The 24,031-nt window shown below is 37.4% G+C and carries 21 protein-coding genes, 1 tRNA gene and 1 pseudogene; 12 read left to right on the top strand and 11 right to left on the bottom strand.

Annotated elements, in window-relative coordinates; all coding sequences use genetic code 11:
- Positions 1-316: 316 nt before the first annotated feature.
- The 7 genes and pseudogenes from A9996_RS15200 to tgt all read right to left on the bottom strand — a co-directional run bounded on the left by A9996_RS15200 (position 317) and on the right by tgt (position 8,832).
- Positions 317-1,502, bottom strand: a pseudogene (locus A9996_RS15200) (asparagine synthetase B).
- Positions 1,503-1,704: 202 nt separating this feature from the next.
- Positions 1,705-2,664 (bottom strand): AI-2E family transporter, encoded by a 960-nt coding sequence (locus tag A9996_RS15190; RefSeq protein WP_083993981.1) that lies wholly within the window; start codon positions 2,662-2,664, stop codon positions 1,705-1,707.
- A 150-nt stretch (positions 2,665-2,814) separates the two neighbouring features.
- The gene (dnaB, locus tag A9996_RS15185; RefSeq protein ID WP_066436922.1) at positions 2,815-4,362 is read right to left on the bottom strand and encodes a replicative DNA helicase; all 1,548 of its coding nucleotides are present in this window, start codon (positions 4,360-4,362) and stop codon (positions 2,815-2,817) included.
- A 170-nt stretch (positions 4,363-4,532) separates the two neighbouring features.
- On the bottom strand, positions 4,533-5,483 hold the full coding sequence (locus tag A9996_RS15180; RefSeq protein ID WP_066436918.1) for an acetyl-CoA carboxylase carboxyltransferase subunit alpha: 951 nt from the start codon (positions 5,481-5,483) through the stop codon (positions 4,533-4,535).
- A gap of 139 nt (positions 5,484-5,622) precedes the next feature.
- Complete coding sequence (locus A9996_RS15175; RefSeq protein WP_066436916.1) at positions 5,623-6,537, bottom strand: DMT family transporter; 915 nt, start codon at positions 6,535-6,537, stop codon at positions 5,623-5,625.
- A complete protein-coding gene (locus tag A9996_RS15170; protein ID WP_083993980.1) occupies positions 6,524-7,600 on the bottom strand; it encodes an LptF/LptG family permease in 1,077 nt (358 codons plus the stop codon). Before A9996_RS15170 ends, A9996_RS15175 begins: the two co-directional genes overlap by 14 nt.
- A gap of 101 nt (positions 7,601-7,701) precedes the next feature.
- Positions 7,702-8,832, bottom strand: coding sequence for a tRNA guanosine(34) transglycosylase Tgt (gene tgt / locus A9996_RS15165; protein WP_066436909.1), 1,131 nt, complete (start codon positions 8,830-8,832; stop codon positions 7,702-7,704).
- A 318-nt stretch (positions 8,833-9,150) separates the two neighbouring features.
- Between tgt and A9996_RS15160 the strand changes: the two genes are divergently transcribed.
- The 3 genes from A9996_RS15160 to A9996_RS15150 all read left to right on the top strand — a co-directional run bounded on the left by A9996_RS15160 (position 9,151) and on the right by A9996_RS15150 (position 11,832).
- A complete protein-coding gene (locus A9996_RS15160) occupies positions 9,151-9,996 on the top strand; it encodes a transketolase (protein WP_066436907.1) in 846 nt (281 codons plus the stop codon).
- Positions 9,997-10,079: 83 nt separating this feature from the next.
- Positions 10,080-11,036, top strand: coding sequence for a transketolase family protein (locus A9996_RS15155; protein ID WP_066436905.1), 957 nt, complete (start codon positions 10,080-10,082; stop codon positions 11,034-11,036).
- A gap of 241 nt (positions 11,037-11,277) precedes the next feature.
- Positions 11,278-11,832 carry an outer membrane beta-barrel protein gene (locus A9996_RS15150; RefSeq protein WP_066436937.1) on the top strand — a complete coding sequence of 185 codons (555 nt, stop codon included), beginning with the start codon at positions 11,278-11,280 and terminating at the stop codon, positions 11,830-11,832.
- A gap of 69 nt (positions 11,833-11,901) precedes the next feature.
- On the opposite strand, the gene A9996_RS15145 is transcribed toward A9996_RS15150, so the two are convergent.
- Positions 11,902-12,948: an FKBP-type peptidyl-prolyl cis-trans isomerase gene (locus A9996_RS15145; protein ID WP_146608979.1), complete on the bottom strand. Its 1,047-nt coding sequence runs from the start codon at positions 12,946-12,948 to the stop codon at positions 11,902-11,904.
- A 173-nt stretch (positions 12,949-13,121) separates the two neighbouring features.
- Between A9996_RS15145 and A9996_RS15140 the strand changes: the two genes are divergently transcribed.
- Entirely contained in the window at positions 13,122-13,499 is a 378-nt protein-coding gene (locus A9996_RS15140) for an RNA-binding S4 domain-containing protein (protein ID WP_066436900.1), read from the top strand.
- A 39-nt stretch (positions 13,500-13,538) separates the two neighbouring features.
- A complete protein-coding gene (locus A9996_RS15135) occupies positions 13,539-14,042 on the top strand; it encodes a phosphoribosyltransferase family protein (RefSeq protein ID WP_066436897.1) in 504 nt (167 codons plus the stop codon).
- Here the strand turns inward: A9996_RS15135 and A9996_RS15130 are convergent.
- A complete protein-coding gene (locus A9996_RS15130) occupies positions 14,034-14,552 on the bottom strand; it encodes a shikimate kinase (protein ID WP_066436890.1) in 519 nt (172 codons plus the stop codon). The two genes, A9996_RS15135 and A9996_RS15130, sit on opposite strands and share 9 nt — an antisense overlap.
- Positions 14,553-14,678: 126 nt before the next feature.
- Here A9996_RS15130 and A9996_RS15125 point away from each other — a divergent pair.
- A tRNA-Lys gene (locus A9996_RS15125) sits at positions 14,679-14,751 on the top strand.
- Positions 14,752-14,991: 240 nt separating this feature from the next.
- Positions 14,992-16,218: a site-specific integrase gene (locus tag A9996_RS15120; protein ID WP_066436887.1), complete on the top strand. Its 1,227-nt coding sequence runs from the start codon at positions 14,992-14,994 to the stop codon at positions 16,216-16,218.
- A gap of 184 nt (positions 16,219-16,402) precedes the next feature.
- Here the strand turns inward: A9996_RS15120 and A9996_RS15115 are convergent, their stop codons facing one another.
- Both A9996_RS15115 and A9996_RS15110 read right to left on the bottom strand, forming a co-directional pair.
- Positions 16,403-16,639: a hypothetical protein gene (locus A9996_RS15115; RefSeq protein ID WP_066436884.1), complete on the bottom strand. Its 237-nt coding sequence runs from the start codon at positions 16,637-16,639 to the stop codon at positions 16,403-16,405.
- 156 nt (positions 16,640-16,795) lie between these two features.
- The gene (locus A9996_RS15110) at positions 16,796-17,044 is read right to left on the bottom strand and encodes a helix-turn-helix transcriptional regulator (protein ID WP_066436881.1); all 249 of its coding nucleotides are present in this window, start codon (positions 17,042-17,044) and stop codon (positions 16,796-16,798) included.
- Positions 17,045-17,449: 405 nt separating this feature from the next.
- On the opposite strand from A9996_RS15110, the gene A9996_RS15105 reads away from it, so the two are divergent.
- The 5 genes from A9996_RS15105 (at position 17,450) to A9996_RS15085 (ending at position 24,021) form a co-directional block, all read left to right on the top strand.
- Positions 17,450-18,013 carry an RNA polymerase sigma-70 factor gene (locus A9996_RS15105; protein ID WP_083993978.1) on the top strand — a complete coding sequence of 188 codons (564 nt, stop codon included), beginning with the start codon at positions 17,450-17,452 and terminating at the stop codon, positions 18,011-18,013.
- A 31-nt stretch (positions 18,014-18,044) separates the two neighbouring features.
- Positions 18,045-18,290, top strand: coding sequence for a hypothetical protein (locus tag A9996_RS15100; protein ID WP_157487229.1), 246 nt, complete (start codon positions 18,045-18,047; stop codon positions 18,288-18,290).
- A 61-nt stretch (positions 18,291-18,351) separates the two neighbouring features.
- Positions 18,352-19,215 carry a FecR family protein gene (locus tag A9996_RS15095; RefSeq protein ID WP_066436877.1) on the top strand — a complete coding sequence of 288 codons (864 nt, stop codon included), beginning with the start codon at positions 18,352-18,354 and terminating at the stop codon, positions 19,213-19,215.
- 154 nt (positions 19,216-19,369) lie between these two features.
- Entirely contained in the window at positions 19,370-22,606 is a 3,237-nt protein-coding gene (locus A9996_RS15090) for a SusC/RagA family TonB-linked outer membrane protein (protein ID WP_083993983.1), read from the top strand.
- 20 nt (positions 22,607-22,626) lie between these two features.
- Positions 22,627-24,021: a RagB/SusD family nutrient uptake outer membrane protein gene (locus A9996_RS15085; RefSeq protein WP_066436872.1), complete on the top strand. Its 1,395-nt coding sequence runs from the start codon at positions 22,627-22,629 to the stop codon at positions 24,019-24,021.
- Positions 24,022-24,031: the final 10 nt, after the last annotated feature.

The raw sequence follows: 24,031 nt of genomic DNA, 5'->3' as shown, positions 1-24,031 counted from the left end.
TATTTACCAACAAAAAAGAACACGTATCATAGTTTTTTACAAATTAGACTACAAAATAAATAATTGACGCCCCATTCTATTCTAATCTCTAGCTAAGTCGTTCTCTAAATTCTGTTCACCTTTAGAAAACACAACGTTTCTTATAGCTTTAAACCTACCTCTATAAACATTTATAAGATGCATTTCTGTTATTAATTAACACAAATATGCTGCATTTGAAACATGAAATTTTTGGTGAATTTTTAAATCTCTTAGCTTTTCTGAAAAACGTTCCTGAACTAAAAATAAGGATATAAGCAAAAGATAACCTTTCATATTATGTTTTCTGTTTTTGCTTTTTAGCGGCAGGAAACAATACGTTGTTTAAAATTAAACGATAACCTGGTGATGTTGGGTGTAATTCCAATTCTGTTTTTGGATCGCCTACTTTATGTGTGTAATCTTCCGGATCATGGCCTCCATAAAATGTAAAAAAGCCCTTGCCTTTAATGCCATGAATATATTTTGCTTCGCCGTTAGATTTATTTTCGCCCATAATCAATACATTAGATTTGATTTGATCCCTTGTAAACGCCGTAGTTTGCCCCATAAATCCTTTTACTAAAGCGGTGTGATTTTGGCACAACATTGTGGGAATAGGATCCCATTTGGCAGAAAAATCCATCAAGGTAAAGTAATCCGTTGTCATGGGGATCTGACGTTTGGAGGTCATATCAATGGAAGAAAACTCATAAATATTCGGATTTCTCTCCAGAATGAAATCCTTAAAAGCGAAAGTTTTACTGTAATCAAGTTTACTTTGATAGTTGGGATCGCTCGCATCGCCATCAAACATGGGCTCGCAAATGTCAACCCCTTCAGCGGCCAAGGCAATATCAAAACTATCGGTAGCGCTGCACATAGCAAACATAAATCCGCCACCCACTACATAATCCCGTATTTTCAAGGCAACTGCCAATTTTTCTTCTGAAACCTTGTCATATCCCAATTTGGTCGCCAACGCTTCAGATTGCATTTTCTCTTCAATATACCAGGCTGTGGACTTATATGTTCTGTAAAACTTCCCATATTGACCCGTAAAATCCTCATGGTGCAAATGCAGCCAATCATAAAGCACTAGCGCATCATTCAATACTTCTTCATCATAAATCGTTTCATAAGGAATTTCAGCATAGGTCAAAACCATCGTCACGGCATCGTCCCATGGCTGATTTCCTTTAGGGGAATATACTGCAATTTTTGGTGCTTTCTCAAGCACGACAGATTCCATATTTTGTGATGGACTACTGATCAATTCAAGAATCTCTTCAGTTTTGGCATCTGAAAGGACTTCAAAGGAAACGCCCCTAATCTGACACTCCCGCTGAATTTCTGCCACATCAGGCAACAAAAATGACGCCCCCCCTATAGTTGAGCAACCATTTCACTTTCAATTGTTTTTCAAGCGCCCAATAGGTGACACCATATGCTTTTAAATGGTCCTTTTGCCCCTCAGCATCCATGGGAACAAGAATATACGACGCAAACGTATTTAAGCTAATGAATAGGAAAATTAGTATAGTGATTGTTTTTTTCAACTTGGTGCTTTTTAGAAAGAGAAAAAAGAGTAGCGTTTATAGATACCCATACATCTTTAATCTGCCTTGGAAAGGTAAACAAAAATTAAGCCTCGATAAAATGCTTTAAGAAAATATTAGAACGTAGCTATTTTTTAAGGACGATCTCTTTGCCAGATAGTAAGCTGGCAATAATTTTCGTGTTGGGAAATTGCTCCAAAATAATCTTGATAAATACGGTTATTGGTATGGACATGATCATGCCTGGAATTCCCCAGATAAAACCCCAAAACATCAGCATTACCAATACGGCAATGATGTTAATTGCAAAGGATTTTCCCATAAAAATAGGCTCTAAAATGGCTCCAAAAACAACTTGTACCAAAGTTATGGCAAGCATAAAGAAGAGCAAGGTGCTCGTGGGATCGATTTCAACAAAAGCAAAAAGAGACAAGCTGATGACTGAAATAAAGGAGCCAATCATTTGTACAAAATTGATGACAAACGCAAAGAGTCCCCAAAAAATTGGAAAACTCACATCAAAATACACACAAGCCAAGCCGGTAAAAATCCCGGTTCCCAAACTGACCAAGAATTTTACTTTGATGAATTTTATTAAATCATTTTCAATTTTGAGGAAGGTTTTGACGGAGGTGTGTTTTTGTTTTAATAAGGTGGCGTTCAGTACTTTTTGAACGTTAATGGATTCTGCCAACCAAAGTACCGTAAAGAATGCAGTGGTGAGTGACATGCTTAAAAAGCTGCCGACAAACCCCACAACAGAACCAATATTTTTAGTTTCGGCAAATTGCGCCATGATACTGCCATTCTTACCAAACTCTACACCAAAAAATGCTTCCAATGAGTTTTTTAGGTCTACCAATTTTTCTTCAGCTTGGACAAAAAATGTACTGTCAGAAGACATGATCTGTTTGCTGGAGAGATGGATCAATTCCGCAGTCACGCCCAGCCCCAACAAAATAAGTAAAATGACAATAAATATACTAATGAATTTTGGAACGCCTTTTTTCCCCAACCAGCGCATCAAAGGTAGAAACAGGAGCGCTATAAACATGGAGAATGCTAACGGAATAAAGATAAACGACATGATTTTTAAGATAGTAAAAAACCAGTGGCACAACGATAACTAGTAATAATAAATTTGTTGTACGTCTTTTATCCATAAGGTTGCAATTTTTTTAAAACCTTGCAAAGATAATCTTAAACTAAGAAAGAAGTTAAAGAAAATAACAACTTTTTAAAACGGCACATCATTGTCTTCGTCATCATCCATTGAGGGCGGATCAAAAGCATCTGAAGCCGACGGAAAATTGCTGGAATTAAATGTATTATCATTGGCAGCGGCATTCATCTTAGAATGGAATTCACCAAAAGGCGTATCAAAATCGTCAAGATTGTCAAACTTACCAAGATGCCCAATAAATTTCAATCTGATGTTTTCCAAGCCACCATTTCTATGCTTTGCCACAATAAATTCTGCCTGACCTTCTGTAGGTGAACGTTCTTCATCATCCCACTCGTCAATTTTATAGTATTCTGGTCTGTAGATAAAGGAAACAATATCCGCATCCTGTTCAATCGCTCCAGATTCACGTAAATCAGATAATAATGGTCTTTTACTACCGCCACGTGTTTCTACAGCACGCGATAATTGAGACAATGCAATTACCGGAAGACTCAACTCCTTTGCCAAGGCTTTAAGGTTACGTGAAATGGTAGAAATTTCTTGTTCCCTATTTCCGCCTTTTTGACTTCCACCAGCCGTCATCAGTTGCAAATAATCAATAATGATCATTTTAATGCCGTATTGCGATGCCAAACGACGTGCTTTTGCACGCAAATCAAAAATGGAAAGCGATGGGGTATCATCAATAAACAAAGGCGCTTTTTCCAACGCTTTTACTTTCACGTTTAATTGTTCCCATTCATGTTTTTCCAATTTCCCTGTCCGCAGTTTTTCTGAAGACAAACCTGTTTCACTGGAAATCAACCTTGTAATTAACTGTACAGAGGCCATCTCTAATGAGAAAAATGCTACCGGAATATTATGGGTCACGGCAATATTTCTTGCCATAGATAAGGTCAGGGCTGTTTTACCCATCCCAGGACGAGCCGCCACAATAATCAAATCACTCTCTTGCCAGCCAGAAGTCAATTTGTCCAACTTATCAAAGCCTGACGGAATGCCGCTCATACCTTCTTTATTGGAAATATCCTCGATTTTCTTTTTAGCTTGAATTACCAAACTTTGAGCAGTTTCAGTAGATTTTTTGATGTTCCCTTGGGTCACCTCATAGAGTTTTGCCTCGGCATGATCCAACAAGTCAAAAACATCTTTTGTTTCGTCGTAAGCTTCCTCAATAATTTCATTGGAAATTTTGATCAAACTTCTTTGAATGAATTTTTGCAGAATAATGCGTGCATGAAACTCAATATGTGCTGAAGAAGATACCCTTTGGGTTAAGGAAATCAGATAAAAATCGCCACCCACCAAATCTAACTTCGCATCTTTTTTAAGCTGACTGGAAACGGTTAATAAATCGACAGGTTCACTGTTTTCAAACAATTTGAAAATAGCCTCGAAGATGTATTTATGGGCATCTTTATAGAACGCATCAGGACTCAAAATGTCAATCACCTCATCCACACCTTTTTTGTCAATCATCATCGCTCCAAGAACAACTTCTTCTAAATCAATAGCTTGCGGAGGTATTTTTCCTTTTTCTAAGCTAATAATAGTGCTTTTGTCCACTTTGTAGCCTTGTATCTGGTTTGGTTGTTTCATGAATGCGAATGTAAATAAATTGTAAAGAAAGAAGCCTATTTATCGGTCTTCAATCTTAACAGGTCATCAACAATGTAACTGTTAATAACTTAAATATATTGTTAATAAGGCCAAAAAAAACCGAAGTTGACAACTCCAGTTTTCATTTGTATTAAGATATAAGGGCGCTCCTATTTATAGACACCCATGTCAGCATATTTATCCATACGCTTTTTGACCAAATCTTTTGGTGATAAGTTTTTAAGCTCGGCATATGATTTTTCAATGGCCTTTTTTACTGATAAAAAAGCTTCTTCACGATTGGTATGTGCACCACCCAATGGTTCTTTGATAATATCGTCTACCAACTTCATTTTCTTCATATCAATTGATGTCAGTTTCAGTGCTTCTGCAGCTTGCTCCTTATATTCCCAACTGCGCCACAAGATGGATGAGCACGATTCTGGAGAAATAACAGAATACCACGTGTTCTCCATCATCAAAACGCGGTCTCCAACACCAATGCCCAAAGCACCGCCGGAAGCGCCTTCACCGATGATCACGCAAATAATAGGTACTTTTAAACGGGTCATTTCCATGATATTTCTAGCAATGGCCTCCCCTTGTCCACGTTCTTCAGCTTCCAAACCAGGATATGCCCCCGGAGTGTCGATCAAGGTCACTACTGGTAGTTTAAATTTCTCAGCAGATTTCATCAAACGCAAAGCTTTACGATAGCCTTCAGGATTTGACATTCCAAAATTACGATACTGTCGCGTTTTGGTATTATACCCTTTTTGCTGCCCTATAAACATGTAAGACTGGTCTCCAATTTTACCCAAACCACCAATCATGGCCTTGTCATCCTTCACATTTCTATCGCCATGCAACTCTAAAAACGAATCGCCACATAAGGCTCTAATATGATCAAGCGTATAAGGTCTATTGGGATGGCGCGATAATTGAACACGCTGCCATGCGGTAAGATTTTTGTAGATGTCTTTCTTTGTAGCGATGAGCTTCTTCTCAATTTGTTCACAAGTTTGAGTCACATCAACATTGCTTTCTTTGCCAATTATTTGGCATTTTGACAACTGTTCCTCTAGTTCTTTTATGGGAAGCTCAAATTCTAAATACTCCATAGAAATTTAAGAATTAATTATTAGTTAGCCTACAAACCTACGTATTTTTTTCCGTTCTTATAAAAACAACATTACGAAAAATCAGGTATTTTTTTTAAGCACTTGCAAAGGTAAGTATAATCAAAGCAACTGTAAAAATTTAATCGATTTTGTGGAGCTTGCTTTTCTTTTCTCTATAGGATTGTACGTTCTTTAGAACCCCATCTATCAAGACAGAAAGCAATACCAATAAGGCTCCATAATAAAACTGAGGCCCCATTGTTTCAGTTTCTGGAAACAAAATTAAAGCCATAGTGATGCCATAAACAGGTTCAAGATTATAAGAAAGTACCACTGTATAGGGACTGATAAATTTCATCACTTTTACTGAACCAATAAAGGCATAGGCCGTACAAATTGATGCTAAAACAAAAAGAAATATCCAGTCTGTGGCTGAAAGTGTAAAGAATTTTACATCAAAACCGCCTTTAAAAAAAAGTATAAAAAGCGTCAAGAATACCACCCCGCTGACAAACTCATAAAATGAAATGACCGTGGCAGAATGTTTCTGAATAAAAGTACCGTTGATCACTGCAAATAGGCTAGACAATAAGGCTGAGACGATGCCAAGGATAATGCCGTTGATGTACTTCAACTCCCCGTGGGTTATGAGAAAAACACCAATAATAACGATGACCCCAAAAAAAATCTCGTACCAAATAATACGCCGTCTATAAAATAACGGCTCAATAAAGGAGGCGAAAAAAGCCCCTGTAGAAAACATAGCGAGCGTGATGGAAATATTGGATTGTTTGATCGCTTCAAAAAAAGTAATCCAATGCAGCGCAATGATAATGCCAGCAGCAAAAAATTTGAGCATAGTACGCTTATCGACCTTTATCTTAAGTTTGGTGAACCTAATATAGACGAACATGAGCAATCCTGCCATCAACATTCTGTACCATACCAATGGAATGGAACCAATGGTGATCAATTCTCCTAAAATAGCAGTGAACCCAGCAATAAAAACTAAAAAATGAAGGTGCAGGTAATTCTTGAGCTTAGCGTTTTGCATTGTAGAGAAGATAAACAGCCAAAATACCAAAAACCACATTTGGAAGCCACGCGGCAATCAATGGAGAAAAATCAGATTGCTCTGCCAATACCCCAAAAACCTTGTCAAAAAACACATATACCATAGCCGTTGTAATCCCAAATGCCAAGTTGGTACCCATGCCTCCTCTTCTCTTTATAGAGGATACTGACACGGCGATAATTGTCAAAATAAAGACGGCAACAGGTAAACTCCACTTTTTATATTTTACAATTTCATAGCGTCCAATATTTGAAGAGCCCCTAGCCTTCTCCTTATCTATAAAATCAACCAGTTCTGAATACGGCTTTGTTTCTGCAATATAATTTACGGGCGTTAAATCTTCCAAGTCAAATGAAAACACGGTATCCATGCGTCTTCGACTCTCAATAATATCGCCATTATCTGTTATGGTACGTTTAAAATAGTTAAACAGCTTATAAGTACTATCTTTCTCTGAATAGACAATGGAGTTCGCAAAAATCTTATAGGTCAACTCATTATTCTCAATATGCTCCAAGGTAAAGTGGTAGCCTCTTTTTTGGGCGGGATCAAAACTACTGACGTAAATAAAGTCTGTATCATTGATCTGTCTGAAAATATTTTGCCCCGGTTGTTGATATTGCGGACCTTTTAAGTATTTATAGGTGAACTCATTAAAACCCTGACTGGCAATAGGCGCCAGATAAAACCCCAGCACCATGGCAAATATGGAGATAATGGTTGCCCCAATAATATAAGGTCTAAGAAAGCGCGCAAACGAAACACCAGAACTTAAAAAGGCAACAATTTCAGTATTATTGGCGAGTTTTGATGTAAACCAAATCACCGATAAAAACAAAAAAATCGGGAATAGCAAGTTGGCAAAATAGATGGTAAAATTAAGATAGTATAAGGCCACCTCTCCAAAGGGCACATTGTTTTCTAATATTTTACCAATTTTCTCGGCAAGATTTACTGTTATCCCAATAGGAATAAATAGCAATAACATCATCGAAAATGTGAGGAGATAACGTTTTAATATGTACCAATCGAGTATTTTCAATGTTTAGATATGATTCTTTATTTGTATTGTTTATTTTCTATGATTTAGATTTCAACTGGAAGTCTCAACTTCAACTTCAACTTCAATTTCAACTTCAATTTCTATAGTCGCTTATCCATCTGCTTCACCATCATTTCTTTCCAGGTTCTAAAATCTCCGGCTAAGATATGTTTTCTCGCTTCTCTTACCAACCATAAATAAAATCCGAGGTTATGTATCGTTGCAATTTGCATGGCCAAACGTTCATTAACGCTAAATAAGTGGCGCAAGTAGGCTTTGGAATACTCGGTATCTACATACGTCATGTCCATCTCGTCCAAAGCAGAAAAATCATCTTCCCACTTTTTGTTTTTGATATTAATAGATCCGTGTGCTGTAAATAACATGCCGTTTCTGGCGTTACGTGTTGGCATCACACAATCAAACATGTCAATCCCTAACGCAATATTTTCAAGAATATTGATAGGCGTTCCTACCCCCATCAAATACCGGGGTTTATCTTCAGGCAGGACTCCACAAACCACTTCGGTCATGGCGTACATTTCATCAGCAGGCTCCCCTACTGAGAGTCCGCCAATGGCATTTCCTACCGCGCCAGCATTGGCAATATATTCTGCAGATTGCAAACGCAAATCTTTATAGGTACTTCCTTGAACAATGGGAAAAAAACTTTGCTCATAGCCATATTTAAAAGGTAATGTATCCAAATGATTGATGCACCTATCCAACCAACGGTGCGTCATGTGCATGGAGCGTTTCGCATAATTATAATCACAAGGATAAGGCGTGCATTCATCAAAAGCCATAATAATATCGGCACCAATGGTACGCTGAATTTCCATTACATTTTCTGGTGTAAATGTATGGTAACTGCCGTCAATATGTGATTTGAATTTTACGCCTTCTTCTTTAATTTTTCTATTGGCCGACAGTGAATACACTTGATAGCCTCCAGAATCAGTCAGAATATTGCGATCCCAGTTCATAAATTTATGCAATCCTCCAGCCTGTTCCAGAATTCGTGTTTGCGGACGTAAATAGAGATGGTAGGTATTGCCTAAAATGATATCTGCATTGATATCATTCTTAAGTTCTCTTTGGTGAACGCCTTTTACAGAAGCCACTGTGCCTACTGGCATAAAAATTGGCGTTTCAATAACCCCATGGTCTGTAGTAATTGTGCCTGCCCTCGCCTTACTTTGAAGGTCTTTTCCTTTTAGTTCAAATTTCATAAGTGGTAAACCTACATCTTTTTATTCCAATCCAAAAACTGTCAGCTTGAAGCATGATGTGGTTGTAATTTAAAATTCCAATAAGCTGGCAAAGATATACAATGCGCTTATTAAGATAAAGAGCTCTTAGGAAAACTTTAGAAAAAATACAGATACAAAGTAAATGAAGGTTCCTGAAGTTAAAAGATACCCATCGTTTAAAAAAATGGGCCGTAATTGTTAGCAAAAGTTCAAGATTCGTTGATAAATGCGCTCAATTGAACTTTGTTTCCGGGGTTTAAAAGGCTACTTTTGCAGCATAAAACAAACTTTTATAAAATGTCAAACACACAACAATTAGAAGATTTAACCACCCAAGTACGCAGAGACATTCTTCGCATGGTACACAAGGTCAATTCTGGACATCCAGGAGGTTCATTAGGCTGCGCTGAATTTATGGTGGTGCTATACAATGAGATCATGGACAGAAAGGATACTTTTGATATGGACGGTATAGGCGAAGATTTGTTCTTCCTATCAAACGGACATATATCACCTGTATTTTACAGCGTCTTGGCAAGAGCAGGTTATTTTCCAATAGAAGAATTGAGCACGTTCAGATTAATTAATTCCCGCTTACAAGGGCACCCAACCACGCATGAAGGTTTACCGGGTATCCGAGTGGCTTCTGGCTCTTTAGGCCAAGGCATGTCTGTAGCCATTGGCGCAGCACAAGCAAAAAAATTGAATAATGATGCTCATATTATCTACAGTTTGCATGGTGATGGTGAGTTGCAGGAAGGTCAAAACTGGGAAGCCATTATGTATGCTGCCGGAAACAATGTGGATAATTTAATTTCTACCATTGATCTCAACGGACAGCAAATTGATGGCCCAACAGATGTGGTATTGCCAATGGGGAATATTAAAGAGAAATTTGAAGCCTTTGGATGGACGGTTGTAGAAATCAACCAAGGTAATAATATAGAAGAAATCTTAAAAGGAATGGCGGTTGCCAAATCAAAATCAGGCAAAGGAAAACCTGTTTGTGTGCTTTTGAAAACGATGATGGGCAATGGGGTTGATTTTATGATGCACACCCATGCGTGGCACGGGAAAGCGCCAAATGATGATCAGTTGGCAATTGGGTTGGAGCAGAATCCGGAGACTTTAGGCGATTATTAAAAGCCCATCCTAAATCCTTCCCAAAGGGAAGGGCTTTTAAAAAAACATTAATTAAAAAGATACCCACTTGCGTGGGCATTACTATGAAAACATACACAAACACAGGAAATAAAGATACACGTTCAGGATTTGGAGCAGGCTTGACAGAATTGGGACAAACCAATGACAAGGTTGTTGCGCTTTGTGCCGATTTAATTGGCTCCTTAAAAATGGACGATTTTAAAAAGAACCATCCAGAGCGTTTCTTCCAAGTAGGAATTGCCGAAGCCAATATGATTGGAATGGCAGCTGGATTGACCATCGGCGGAAAAATTCCGTTTACGGGAACTTTCGCCAACTTTTCTACAGGTCGTGTTTACGATCAAATTAGACAAAGTGTGGCCTATTCTGATAAGAATGTAAAAATTTGTGCCTCGCATGCAGGCTTAACTCTTGGTGAAGACGGTGCCACACATCAAATATTAGAAGATATCGGGTTGATGAAAATGCTGCCAGGAATGACCGTCATCAATACCTGCGATTATAACCAAACCAAAGCGGCAACTATTGCTATTGCAGAGCACAAAGGACCGGTTTATCTTCGTTTTGGACGTCCATCTGTTCCAAATTTTACACCAGAAGACCAAAAATTTGAAATTGGTAAAGCCCTGCAATTAACTGAAGGTACCGATGTGACCATTATGGCTACGGGACATTTGGTATGGGAAGCTCTTGAAGCTGCCAAAGCATTACTTGAAAAAGGCATCTCTGCAGAAGTGATTGACATTCATACCATCAAACCTTTAGATGATGACGCTATTTTAAAATCGGTTAAAAAAACAGGTTGTGTGGTTACAGCTGAAGAGCACAATTACCTTGGCGGATTGGGAGAAAGCGTGGCTCGTGTGCTGTCATTAAACCACCCTGCACCACAGGAATTTGTGGCCACTAAAGACACTTTTGGAGAGTCTGGCACACCTGCACAACTTATGGATAAATATGGCTTAAATAGCGCTTCTATCATTGAAGCTGCTCAAAAAGTAATTGAGCGAAAAAAATAGTTGGTCGTTATTTCCCGATGGATTTATATCGAGTAAGTTAAATATAACTAAGGGGTTTTCTTAATAAAGAAAGCCCCTTTTTCAATTAGAAAAAAATAGGCGTATCAAAATAATTAGCGTTTGGCAGCGTTTTTGATTATATCGAACATCAAACTTAAAAGCAACAATTATGAAAAAACTTAAAGAACATCTCAAAAGCCAAAGCAGAAGTAAAAAATTGATTTTGGCAAGTTTCGCCTTTATGGCGTTCACGTTAGCCGCAAACGCCCAAAACGGAAACGGCTTCGGAATTAGAGCTGGTTTAAACTACAATGCCAACGGCGATTATTTTGAATCAGTTGGTGATAACGCCCAACATCCTGATAGAAATATTGGATTCCACGCCGGATTATACGGTAAAATTGGCGACAGGTTTTATTTTAAGCCAGAAGTAGTCTATACCCAAACAAAAAGTGAGTATGACAGCAATGAGTTTAAAATGCAAAAAATAGACGCGCCGTTATTGTTTGGCGTAAAGGTTTTAGGACCCGTTAGCGTTTTTGCAGGACCATCTTTACAGTATATCCTAGACAGTGAATTTGAAGGAATCACCGTTGACAACATTGAAAATGATTTTACAGTAGGACTCAACTTTGGGATCGGTGCTAACTTTAACGGATTTGGAGTTGACTTAAGATATGAACGCGGATTAAGTGAAAATGAAGCGACGTTTGTAAATGATTCTGTTGGCCTTCCTACAAGCAGGATTGACACAAGACCAGATCAATTGATCTTGAGTGTGTCATTTGCGCTTTAACATAAAAAAAGGCTATCATTAATTTGATAGCCTTTTTTTTTATGCACTTATCTGATGTATATCAGAGATCTAGTTATTCTTACTGTAGTCTGTTTTCTCTGAGCTCTGCAAATAATCTGCAACGCCGTCACCATCTTTATCTACAATTTTGAGCGTTTTGATGGTTATGATTCCGCCACTCTCACTTCTACTTCTTTCAAATTCACCTGCTGCCAAAACCGGTTCTTCCTCAGCATTGTTGGTATTCACGGTATAAGTTTGTCTGGTCAGTTCATTTAGGGTCGCTATACGGTCTGCATCATCATCGGCATCTAAAAAGTTCGGCGTATTATCACTATCGGTATCATCATCGAACAGGTTTTTGTTACCATTCAAGTCTTCCATGTAAGAAGGAATGCCATCACCATCGTGGTCATTAACCTCTGATTGATATAGTTCAAACTTAAATATGATATTAGTATACGCAGGAATGTCTGACGTTGGATTGCCATAATATCCCAATCCGGAAGGCAAGAACATGACGCCAAGACCATAATTGTTATAAGTTACCGTACCATCTCCATTCTCTTCAAATCCTTCAGAAGTTTTAAAGAATGGAATGACCTCTCTCCAACCCGGAATAAGATTCATCAAATCAAAATCAGTTGGGGTTACCGTGCCATCAAATGAGGTGCCATTAGCAAGAAACCCATTATAATTCAACCTAACTTTATCAGAAAAATGAGGGTTGACACCGCCACCTTCATTAAGCTCTAAAATATAGAAATCGTATTCTGTTTCAAGATATGTGGTCTTTTTTGGATTATCAATATCCACACCAACACTCAACAACTCGTTGTTATCCGGATCTGGCAATGGCAAATAATTGCCACTGGCGTCTTTTGGCAACTCTGTAATCACCAATTCAGAAATGCTATGGTTACCAGGTTCAGCAAAAGTTGCGCGATTATAGTAATGGGTTTGTAGATACATGGTTAACGAATCAAGGTCCGCTATTTGCTGTTCAGCTCGGTCACGCTCTGGAATTTGTACTATGGGATCATCATCATCTTTTTTACAGGAGGACAATAACACAAAAAAACACAAAGTAGAGAAGACGTAGGTTTTTAATTTCATCAATTTAATTTTGTTCATTTTCGAAAGCGAAACGCATTGGGCTTAAAATCATCAAATTGAACACTTAAAATACAGTGTCAAGTTATGTTTCAATAATGCTTATTTTTGCCGGCAAGATACAATAATATAATATGTTTGCACAACAACATTAACGTTGTTTTAAAAATTTTAATATGCGAATAGATAAATTCCTGTGGTGTGTTAGATATTACAAAACCCGCACCATTGCAACGGAAGCTTGCAAAAAAGGCCATATCAAAATTAATGGTCAGGTAGCTAAACCCAGTAGAGAAGTTTATGCTACTGACAAGGTAGAATTGCGCAAGGACCAGATCAAATACCAGCTTATGGTCAACGATATTCCTCCAAGTCGCGTGGGTGCAAAATTGGTGGATATTTACAGAAAGGATACCACGCCAAAAGAAGCATTTGAAGCGCAAGACCTTTTAAAATATTCAAAAGACTACTACCGTAAAAAAGGGGTGGGCAGACCTAGCAAAAAAGACCGCCGGGATATTGATGATTTTTATGAGACCGAAGATGACAATTAAAAAAACACTTTATTTATCTTTGAAAAAACAATCTCCAACATGGCAGGATCAAAACAAGTAATACTCAACCACGAAGAAATCAACCATAAAATAAGACGCATTGCCTATCAAATTTACGAAAGCAATGTGGATGGGAATGAAGTTATTTTGGCAGGAATAGATTCTAATGGATATATTCTCGCGCAAAAATTAAAGGCGAATCTTGATCAGATCTCCGATTTGAAATCGGTGTTGTGTAAAGTGGTGATTGATAAAAAGAATCCTTTAAATCCGATAACTACCTCAATTGACGCCACAGCATATAGCAACACATCTGTGGTACTGATTGATGACGTTTTAAACTCAGGTACCACCCTAATTTATGGCGTCAAGCATTTTTTGAATGTGCCATTAAAACAATTCAAAACTGCAGTATTGGTCAATAGGAACCACAAAAAGTTTCCGGTTAAGGCCGATTATAAAGGCATTTCTCTCTCTACCTCTCTTCATGAGCACGTAGAGGTCATTTTAACTGGTAAAGTTTATGAGGCCTTCTTAAACTAGGCTGGCCACAATTTCCTCAGTAATTGCTTCAATAGTTTTACCATCTGTCAAAAGCGTTTGGTGGCTTTGGCTGTAATAAAAAGAACGCTCAAAGAGATGTTTCCCTATAAACTCAGTTAATTCTTCATCTGTTTGGAGATGTGAAATCAAAGGCCTCTGTGATTTTTCGGAACGCAATCTATTTACCAAATTTGGAATGGAACTCTTCAAGTATATGCTATGTGCAACTTCAGTATTTAATATAGCGTCCATATTGCTGCCGTAACATGGTGTGCCACCTCCAAGTGACAGAATTATATTGTTCCGCCCTAAAAGCTCCTTCAAATATGTATGCTCTATTTTTCTGAAATAGATCTCACCCCTACGCTCGAAAATTTGAGAGATGGTCAATTGCTCCATTTTTTGAATGTAATCATCCAAATCAATACATTCAAATTTGAGTATTTCGGACAGTTTTTGCCCAATTGTGGACTTTCCAGAACCCATATATCCAATTAAAATAATAATCATAAAACGCCTTATAAATTGATTTCTAAAAACATAGACTAAGCCTCCACAAAAAAACAAAAAATAATATTAAGAAAGGGTTTGGTTTATTAATAAAACGTTTTATATTTGCACCCTCATTAAGAAAATGACTCGATAGCTCAGTTGGTAGAGCATAACACTTTTAATGTTAGGGTCCTGGGTTCGAGCCCCAGTCGGGTCACAGGTGGAAACACCAAATAGGCACAAAACCTTGCTAATTATATGATTAGTGAGGTTTTTGCTTTTTAGAACATTCATTTAACCCTATTTGGGGTCATCTTAAAAGTTCGCAAATCGTCAACACTTTTTTTTAAAAGTTCGCATTGTTCTCAATTGGAAAAAAGATGTACCTTTATGATTATAAGTATTCAGAAGATTTGACTCTCGTCTAAATTATTGTTTAACAATTAAGACGGAAATTATGCGTACTTCATCAAATTTTTCAATTTTATTTTGGGTTTATAAATCAAGAACTACTGACAACAAGGCCAAAATTTACACTCGTATTACCCTTAAAGGAAAAAAACTGAATTTTAGTTTAAACCGTAATGTTGACATTGATTCTTGGAATCCAAAATATCAGCGTTGTCATGGGAAAGGAAAATCAGCTATTCATATTAATCAATTCTTGGATGCAACTAAATCAGGCTTATTGGATTGCTATCGAGACTTGCAAAATGAAAATCGTTTTATTACACCTCAATTAATTAAGGCTCGCTTTTTAGGAGATGACATCAGGAATCATACAATTAAGGATGTTTTCAACTACCATAATGACAAAATGGTTCATAAACTCTGTGCCAAAACATTATGCCATTATAAAACTTCACAAAAGTACATCTTGGAATTTATATTTGAGGAATACAATCTTCCAGATATCCAACTTCAAAACTTAAATTATGCATTTGTTTTAGGTTTTGAGAATTTTTTGAGGTCATACGAACCTAAACATTATCAAGGAAGTATTGGAAATAATGCGGTCATGAAACATATTCAGCGCCTGAAAAAGATGATACGACTTGCTCATGATATAGATTGGATTGACAGTAATCCTTTCTTGAAATTCAAACTGAAATTGGAGAAAACAGAGCGTGAATTTCTTTCTGCACATGAATTGAAAATTATTGAAACCCTTGATTTATCTATCGCAAGGTTAGAAGTTGTTAGGGATTTATTCATCTTCAGCTGCTACACTGGTATTTCTTATGCAGATATAATGAATTTAACTTCTGAACAAATTGTAATAGGAATTGATGGGTATAAATGGATAATGGCAAGAAGAAATAAGACAGGAGTTCCATTTAAAATACCTATTCTTAAAAAAACCGCTTTCATAATTGAAAAATACAGTAATCACCCTCGCACAAACTTTACTGGCAAATTAATGCCTGAACTCTCAAACCAAAGGCTCAACAGTTATCTCAAAGAAATTGCTGATCTCTGCGGTATTAAAAAGAATATTACTTTTCATATGGCGAGGCACACATTTGCAACAACTGTAACTTTGACAAATGGAGTTCCAATAGAAACCGTTTCGAAACTTTTAGGTCATACAAAAATTGCGACCACTCAAATATATGCAAGAGTTATTGAAAGAAAAATTAGTGATGATATGTTTTTGTTAAGAAAGAAAATAGAATGTTTGTAGAAAATAATAAAAAAAACTATTCAACAGTAAAATATGAGCAAATCACACCGATGGATTAGAATCATTCGCTATTACCTAAAATGCTTATGGTACTATGTTCTGTTCCCTTTAGGAGCCGAAGAAGATGAGTTTACAAAACAATGGAAAAAGAAAAAGTAGATAAATTTGAGATTACAAGTGTGATTTACTTTTTTGCAGCTATTTTGAAGTTTTCAACATCACTTGACGTTACTAAATCATATTGATTTGCAAACTCGCTTACGTTATATCCCATAGCCTCTATAATTAAGATTACAGTGGTTGAGTTTGGACCTGATTTTGATTTAGCATTGAAAGTATCTGAAACTGTAGCTTTCCGAATATCAGCCTGTAGAGCTATCTCATTATAACTTTTTATGAATTCTTCTTCCGAGTGATACAATGCGTCAATATTTTACTTTTCTCCAATAATCGATTTAAGCTAATTGCAATTTTAATATTAATGACTGAAATCAACTCATTTTTCATTTGCACAATTGACTTTTTCACAAAAATTAAAATGGTTATTAATAAAAAATAGTTTGTTTATACTTAATATCTATTCAAATAGATAAGAATCAAAAAATTCTGTCAGAGTGATACCTACTAATTTACAAAAGCGATTAACAGTATGAATAGATACTCCGCGTTTATCATTAGTGTTTTCCCAACGACTAACTAATTGTCTATCAACAAAATGACATTCAGCAAATTTTGATTGATTTGAGTTAGCTTTTACTCTCAATTCCTTTATTCGCAGAGCAATGTTCTCGTTCAGTGCAATATCTTCTGGTTTTAATTTAGCCATATCGCAATTTTCATTTTATATCAAAATATTCTGTAATCCATTTGGTTGACAATTAAAAATTTTATTATATTTGATTCTTATTATATAAATTTGCGATTCTTCGTATAGAAAATATTTGAAGTCATCGCTTTGAGTCTCTTGATAGAAAACTGGTAATTTATGCACTAGAGATGATAAGTAGAATGGCTCACGTCCCGGGCGTGGGCTCTCTTATCAGTGCAAGGTATACCAGTACCCCTATCAGGTAAGTTGAGTACTGCGCCCTTTTGTTTGTAGGCAGTTGAAAATTTCGGGATGTTTATCTAATTCTTTGGTAAGCTCACGCTAACAAACTATGACTTTATAGCTTGGTACTGATAGATTATTTGGGAAAATCTTCATTTTTCCCTTTAAATACTATGGAATATGTCCGAGGATAAAGTACATCCAATGAGCACAGCTGGGTACAAGTCACTTTTTGATACCCTTTATCCACCTTTGTGTCTATTTGCCAATCAATATCTGAACGATATGGATATTTCTAAAGACGTAGTCCAAGACGTATTCATTAAGATATGGGAACAGAAAACTCAATATCCAAATTTTAATGCCAATAAATCTTTTTTGTATACAGCAGTCAGAAACCGTAGTTTAGACTATCTTAAAAGTAAATATCACAGAGGTGTCATGCAATCTTCAGACTTGGAATTTGACCAATTGCATAGTGAAGAGTTCTTTCTTACCCAATTGACAATTGTTGACACCTATTCCCAACTTGAAATTGCCATTAAAAAACTACCTAATAAATGCGAACGAATCATAAGATTAAGCCTAAAGGCGTATACCAATAAAGAGATAGCGGATGAAATGTCTATAAGCAAAAATACAGTTAAGTCTCAAAAACGAATTGCATACGAAAAATTAAGACACTCCCTTGGCAGCCTCCTAAACATTTTTTGTAATTTTTTTGTCACCCTCTTTTTCGGTTAGGTCGTTTTATTAATAAAACGACATGTTTGTCATGACCCTATTCGAAAAAATATTCGAACTCGCTAAAAAACTATCAAAAGCCATAACTGAAGATAAAGATTTGCGAGATGTGGATGCTGCCAATATCTTTTCAGATGAAGCCATAAAGCATATCAAGCAACATCTATCTGAAGAAGAAATTAAAAAAAATTTAGAGCTACTGAATAAAATCGATAAGGAGAATGGTTGGAAAGAAATCGAGAATAGAATTTCTCAAGATGGTAAAGTAAAAAACTAAAAAACGTCTATCTACATCGTCTTTTTTTAAAGTAGCGGCTGTTTTTGTTCTCTTAATATCATTGGCCTACATAACATTCAAAAACCCTTCCAACACCAAACTTTTGGACGTGGAACAGGTTAACATTACAGCCGGAACGGATAAGGCCATTTTAACACTTACGGATGGAGTTGATGTGGTTCTTGAAAAAGGTAAACCATTTAAAAAGGGATCTGTACATAGCGATGGAAATCGGTTGGAATATTCAAAAGATAATAGCAATTCTAAAACAGAATTCAATTATTTGACCATACCAAGAGGAGGACAATACCAAATCATATTATCTGATAGTACCATCTTATGGTTAAATGCGGATACAAAAATAAAATACCCCGTAAGTTTTGTTGAAGGAAGGCCTCGCATCGTTGAATTAGTCTATGGCGAGGCTTACTTCCAAGTCTCTCCAAGCACAAAGAATCAAGGTGCTGTTTTCAAAGTGGTTACAAATACGCAGGAAGTAGAAGTCATTGGTACAGAATTCAATATAAAGGCATACGATAATGAGCGATACATATTTACAACATTAGTTGAAGGCCAGGTAAATATAGTTGTTGATGAAAACAAGCTACAATTAAGACCTGGAGAGCAATCCATATTGAATATAGAATCAAAAGGCATCACTAAACATAAGGTAAATATTGATTATGACATTGCCTGGGTGAGAGGTTATTTTAATTTTAAGAACAAGCCTTTAAAGGACATTATGAAGGTGCTTTCCAGATGGTACGATGTGGATATCACCTTTGAATCTCATGACCTTGAAGAAGTGAATTTTAGTGGTCTTCTAAACAGAAAGCACAACATCAACGATATATTGAACGGAATTAAGAACACAAATTTTATAAATGCTTATGAGATAAAAAACAAAACAATTACCATCAAGTAAAAATAAAAGGGATAAAGCCGCTACCGTCGAAGTATCAAGCTAAATCCCCTACTAATAACTAACTGGTTTTTAAAACCAACTAATACACAAATTTATGGAAATTAAATTAACAAGGGTTCTTTTCACCAAACGGAAAGAAATCCTGAAGTTTCTTATGAAGACTTTTATCTTTTTATGCTGTACGACTGTTTTAGGCTTTTCTACTACTAAACTTTTTTCTCAAGATGCGAAAGTCACTATTGAAGCGGATAAAACTTTAAGCATTTTTGAGATTTTTGAGCTGATTGGAAAACAAACAGACTGCACCTTCATCTATCAATCTGATATTTTTAGGGATGTGCCTAATATTCAACTCAAAAGTGGTGTGATTAAGGTTATGAAGTTATTATCACAATGCCTTCCGTCCAAAAATTTTCTAATTAACAGTAATAAGGAGAACCTAATAACCATAAGTCTAAAACCTTCCAACGAGCTTCAACAGAAGAGCATTCAGGTCAAGGGAGTCATTAAGAATTCGAATGGTATACCCATAGCTGGAGCGACGATTATCATAAAAGGCACCAACCGAGGAACCACGTCAGATTTTGATGGAAATTATGACATCTACGCAAACTCCGATGATGTATTGGTAATCCCATTCTTGGGATACAAGTCCATAGAGCAGTCAATCAATGGGCAGATAACCATTAATATAGTCCTTCAGCAAGATACCGAAAATCTGAAGGAAGTTGTAATCAATGCAGGTTACTATACCACTACTGACCGTGAAAAGACAGGAAGCATTTCTCGGATTACGGATAAAATAATTGAGACACAGCCTGTGAACACAGCACTGGATGCCTTGCAGGGACGGGTAACCGGGCTCGACATTATACCAACTACAGGGTTACCAGGGGGAGGTTATACCGTAAGGATTCGAGGGCAAAATAGCATTGGCGCGGGCAACAATCCACTTTACATTGTAGATGGTGTCCCTTTTGCTTCACAAAGTTTGAGCAATAGTAGTATTTCTCTTGCAATTCTTCCGCAGGGGGATGTGAACCCTTTGAACACCTTAGATCCAGCCTCCATTGCTTCTATTGAAGTGCTCAAAGATGCCGATGCCACCGCCATCTATGGCTCTAGAGGCGCCAATGGGGTAATTTTGATTAGCACAAAAAAGGGAAGGAACGGAAAGACTGTGGTCACAGTAGATGTGTCGACAACCACCATTACCCCAACCAAAATGCTAGACCTTCTCAACACCGAACAATATCTGTCCATGAGGCGTGAAGCCCTTTTAAATGATGGTTTTACTGAATATCCACCAGAAGCCTATGATGTGAACGGCACTTGGAACCCTACAAGATTTACTGATTGGCAGAAGGAACTCATTGGAAACACCGCCTATAATCACACTGTCCGCGCAAATATTTCTGGTGGTAATGCCCAGACCGTTTTTAATCTAGGCGGTAGCTTTATTAAAGAAACCACAGTATTTCCTATGCAGTTTAACTATAAAAGAAGCACCGTATTTACCACTCTTGGTCACCATTCGGAGAACGGCAAATTTAACGTGCTGTTTTCAGCAAACTATGGTCAAGACCAAAATTCATTGCCTGCTAATGACCTGTCACGCATTGCACGTTTATTGCCACCCAATGCTCCTGCACTTTACGATGGAGAAGGCAATCTTAATTGGGAGGAAAATACATGGGACAATCCATTGGCCGCATTGAAAGGAACCTACCTCAACAATAGCCACACCCTAATTGCCAATACGGTGATTGGCTACACGCTATTGAAAGGAGTCATACTTAAAACGAACTTGGGCTATAACCGTTCTGATTTAGATGAACTACAGCTCAATCCTCACACCATATACAATCCCGCGTATGGTTTAACAAGTAGTTCGTCATATGCACTTAATAACAAAAATACGAGGGACTCCTATGTTTTGGAACCTCAACTGGACGGTTCTTTCCAACTGGGCAATGGGGAATTGAAAATTACACTTGGGGCAACTCTACAAGAGCAAAACAGCGAAGCAATAGCGCTGCAGGGCTCGGGATATGAGAACAATAGTTTACTTGGTCACTTTAGTGCTGCCCAAAATTTGGAAGTATTGACAGAGAACTCTTCACGATATAGATATATGGCCTATTATGGCCGATTTAATTATAATTGGAAAAAGCATTTTATTTTAAATATAACAGGAAGACGGGATGGTTCTAGCCGGTTTGGCCCAGGCAAACAGTATACCAACTTTGGTGCTATAGGAGCGGCATGGGTTTTTTCTGAAGCAACGTTTATGAAACCATTAACATGGTTAAGTTATGGTAAAATTAGGACCAGTTATGGAACTACGGGAAATGACCAAATAGGTGACTATCAATTTCTGGACACCTATGAACTTACGAATGTGGACTATAATGGTTACATAGGATTAAGTCCATCTAGACTCCTTAACCCATATTTTGCATGGGAAAGAAACAGAAAAAAAGAAGCCGCCCTTGAGCTGGGTCTTTGGCAAAATACGCTCCGTATGGAAGTGGCATATTACCAAAACCGTTCTGACAACCAACTACTGGGTATTCCGCTCCCTGGCACTACGGGTTTTGCCTCCATAAATGGGAATCTGGATGCCACTGTAGAAAATTCAGGCTGGGAGTTTAGTGTGCAATCTGACCTGTTTCGGAATGATCACTTTAATTGGAATGCCTCCATCCAATTGACCATTCCAAAGAACAGACTCGTTGCCTTTGAAGGACTTGAAAGTTCTACATATGCAAATCAATTGGTCATAGGCGAGTCCCTTTCCGTCTATAAACTCTATCAGCTTGAAGGTGTTAATCCCGATACTGGCCTTTTTGAGTTTCGGGACTATAATGGTGACGGCACTATTTCTTCCATAGAAGATAGAAATTATCATGTGGATTTAAGCCCAAAATTATATGGAAGCATTGCCAACTCCATGCACTATAAAAATTGGAATTTGGATATTCTTTTTCAGTTCGTAAAGAAACAAGGACTGAATGCGTTTTATGCTACAGAGCCACCAGGAATTATGCAAAACCAGCCAGTCGGTGTCTTGGACCATTGGAAACAAACGGGAGACCAAGCCAAAATGCAGGCCTATACAACTGGTTGGAATTATGATGCCTATGTGGCCTACTCTCAATTCACTACAAGCAGCGGCATTGTTTCCGATGCTTCTTTTATCAGACTTAAAACTTTGTCGCTTTCTTACAGGCTGCCTTTAAAAAAAGAGCAACCAATCCGTTGCAGTCTTTTTCTCCAAGGTCAAAACCTTCTCACCTTTACCAACTTTTCAGGAGGAGATCCTGAACAACTAACTGGCTTTTTGCCACCTGTCAGACGTATTTCTGTCGGACTGAAATTAGAACTATAACTTTTATAAAAATATTTATCATGAAAACAATCATTAAAATAAATCGCAATGACCACTTATTTATCTTGACCTTATTCTTTCTCTTGTGTTTAGGATGCGAAGATTTTGTTACCATTGATGACCCAAAAGGACAAATATTCCGTGACGACGTATTCAATAATGAAGCCACCGCCACGGCGGCCATTACCTCATTATACGGCACTTTAAGGGACAATGTGCTTCTTACAGGCCATCAGAACGGGCTCAATGTACTAATGGGTTTTTATGCTGACGAGCTTGATTACTATGGTGCACCTGGACAATCCGGAGATGCATTTTACAGGCATCAAATTCTTGCATCAAATGCCATGGTAAAGACACTATGGGATAGCTCCTATAATTTGATATATATGAGCAATTCAGCTCTCGAAGGTATCGATGCCTCCAAGGAATTAAACATTGAGGTAAAACAACAGTTAAAAGGTGAAGCTCTATTTATAAGAGCCATTACACACTTTTATCTGACAAATATTTTTGGTGCTATTCCTTATATCACTACTACAGATTATGTGGCGAATCAGAACGTAACGCGTATGGATACTGAACTAGTCTTTGAATACCTTGTTAATGATTTAAATTCAGTAAAAAATCTGCTTACAGAATCCTATGGCGGAGACGAACGCATCAGAGCCAATACCTTTGCGGTATCCGCCGTAATGGCTAGAATATATCTGTATAGACATATGTGGGAGGAAGCCGAAACAGAGTCTTCCATTATCATTAACACAACATCTCTATTTGGTCTTGAAACTGTGGAAAATGAATTTTTAAAGGAAAGCTCTTCTGCCATTCTACAATTTGAACCAAAAAATGAAGGTGATTCTACTCATGAGGCCGAATCCTTCATCTTTACTTCCGCCCCCCCTGTAATTATGGCCTTATCTCCACAATTTGTAGAATCCTTTGCCCCAAATGATTTACGCAGACAGAATTGGGTACTTGAAGTTGCTGATGGCAATGAAATATGGTATGCTCCATACAAATACAAATATTATGAGACTACGAGTACATCCATTGAATATTCTATAGTGTTGCGGTTGGCCGAACAATATTTGATTCGATCAGAAGCCCGTGCCCATTTGGGTGATTTATCCGGTGCAGCACATGACCTTGATATGATACGCAATCGAGCGGGCCTTCCCAATACTGTAGCCGTCTCTGAAATGGATTTATTACAGACCATTTTGGATGAACGACGGTTTGAACTGTTTACAGAGCAGGGGCATCGTTGGTTTGATATTAAACGGTTAGGCCAAGCAGAACCTATCATATCCTTTATAAAGCCCAATTGGAGAGGTACGGATGTTCTTTTCCCCATACCCGAAGTAGAACTCTTCACAAACCCATATTTGGCACCTCAAAATCCCGGATATTGATATCAAGAAC

The sequence above is a fragment of the Gelidibacter algens genome (genome assembly GCF_001678675.1).
Classification (GTDB): Bacteria; Bacteroidota; Bacteroidia; order Flavobacteriales; family Flavobacteriaceae; genus Gelidibacter; species Gelidibacter algens.
Note: the sequence above shows the minus strand (reverse complement) of the source record. Positions and strands in the feature narration are given on the sequence as shown.

What these genes read in the sequence shown, in the direction of transcription:
- A9996_RS15190 (WP_083993981.1), bottom strand. Translation starts at nt 2,664, where the DNA reads ATGTCGTTTATCTTTATTCCGTTAGCATTCTCCATGTTTATAGCGCTC.
- dnaB (WP_066436922.1), bottom strand. Translation starts at nt 4,362, where the DNA reads ATGAAACAACCAAACCAGATACAAGGCTACAAAGTGGACAAAAGCACT.
- A9996_RS15180 (WP_066436918.1), bottom strand. Translation starts at nt 5,483, where the DNA reads ATGGAGTATTTAGAATTTGAGCTTCCCATAAAAGAACTAGAGGAACAG.
- A9996_RS15175 (WP_066436916.1), bottom strand. Translation starts at nt 6,537, where the DNA reads ATGCAAAACGCTAAGCTCAAGAATTACCTGCACCTTCATTTTTTAGTT.
- tgt (WP_066436909.1), bottom strand. Translation starts at nt 8,832, where the DNA reads ATGAAATTTGAACTAAAAGGAAAAGACCTTCAAAGTAAGGCGAGGGCA.
- A9996_RS15160 (WP_066436907.1), top strand. Translation starts at nt 9,151, where the DNA reads ATGTCAAACACACAACAATTAGAAGATTTAACCACCCAAGTACGCAGA.
- A9996_RS15155 (WP_066436905.1), top strand. Translation starts at nt 10,080, where the DNA reads ATGAAAACATACACAAACACAGGAAATAAAGATACACGTTCAGGATTT.
- A9996_RS15150 (WP_066436937.1), top strand. Translation starts at nt 11,278, where the DNA reads ATGGCGTTCACGTTAGCCGCAAACGCCCAAAACGGAAACGGCTTCGGA.
- A9996_RS15145 (WP_146608979.1), bottom strand. Translation starts at nt 12,948, where the DNA reads ATGAAATTAAAAACCTACGTCTTCTCTACTTTGTGTTTTTTTGTGTTA.
- A9996_RS15140 (WP_066436900.1), top strand. Translation starts at nt 13,122, where the DNA reads ATGCGAATAGATAAATTCCTGTGGTGTGTTAGATATTACAAAACCCGC.
- A9996_RS15135 (WP_066436897.1), top strand. Translation starts at nt 13,539, where the DNA reads ATGGCAGGATCAAAACAAGTAATACTCAACCACGAAGAAATCAACCAT.
- A9996_RS15130 (WP_066436890.1), bottom strand. Translation starts at nt 14,552, where the DNA reads ATGATTATTATTTTAATTGGATATATGGGTTCTGGAAAGTCCACAATT.
- A9996_RS15120 (WP_066436887.1), top strand. Translation starts at nt 14,992, where the DNA reads ATGCGTACTTCATCAAATTTTTCAATTTTATTTTGGGTTTATAAATCA.
- A9996_RS15110 (WP_066436881.1), bottom strand. Translation starts at nt 17,044, where the DNA reads ATGGCTAAATTAAAACCAGAAGATATTGCACTGAACGAGAACATTGCT.
- A9996_RS15105 (WP_083993978.1), top strand. Translation starts at nt 17,450, where the DNA reads ATGTCCGAGGATAAAGTACATCCAATGAGCACAGCTGGGTACAAGTCA.
- A9996_RS15100 (WP_157487229.1), top strand. Translation starts at nt 18,045, where the DNA reads ATGACCCTATTCGAAAAAATATTCGAACTCGCTAAAAAACTATCAAAA.
- A9996_RS15090 (WP_083993983.1), top strand. Translation starts at nt 19,370, where the DNA reads ATGAAGACTTTTATCTTTTTATGCTGTACGACTGTTTTAGGCTTTTCT.
- A9996_RS15085 (WP_066436872.1), top strand. Translation starts at nt 22,627, where the DNA reads ATGAAAACAATCATTAAAATAAATCGCAATGACCACTTATTTATCTTG.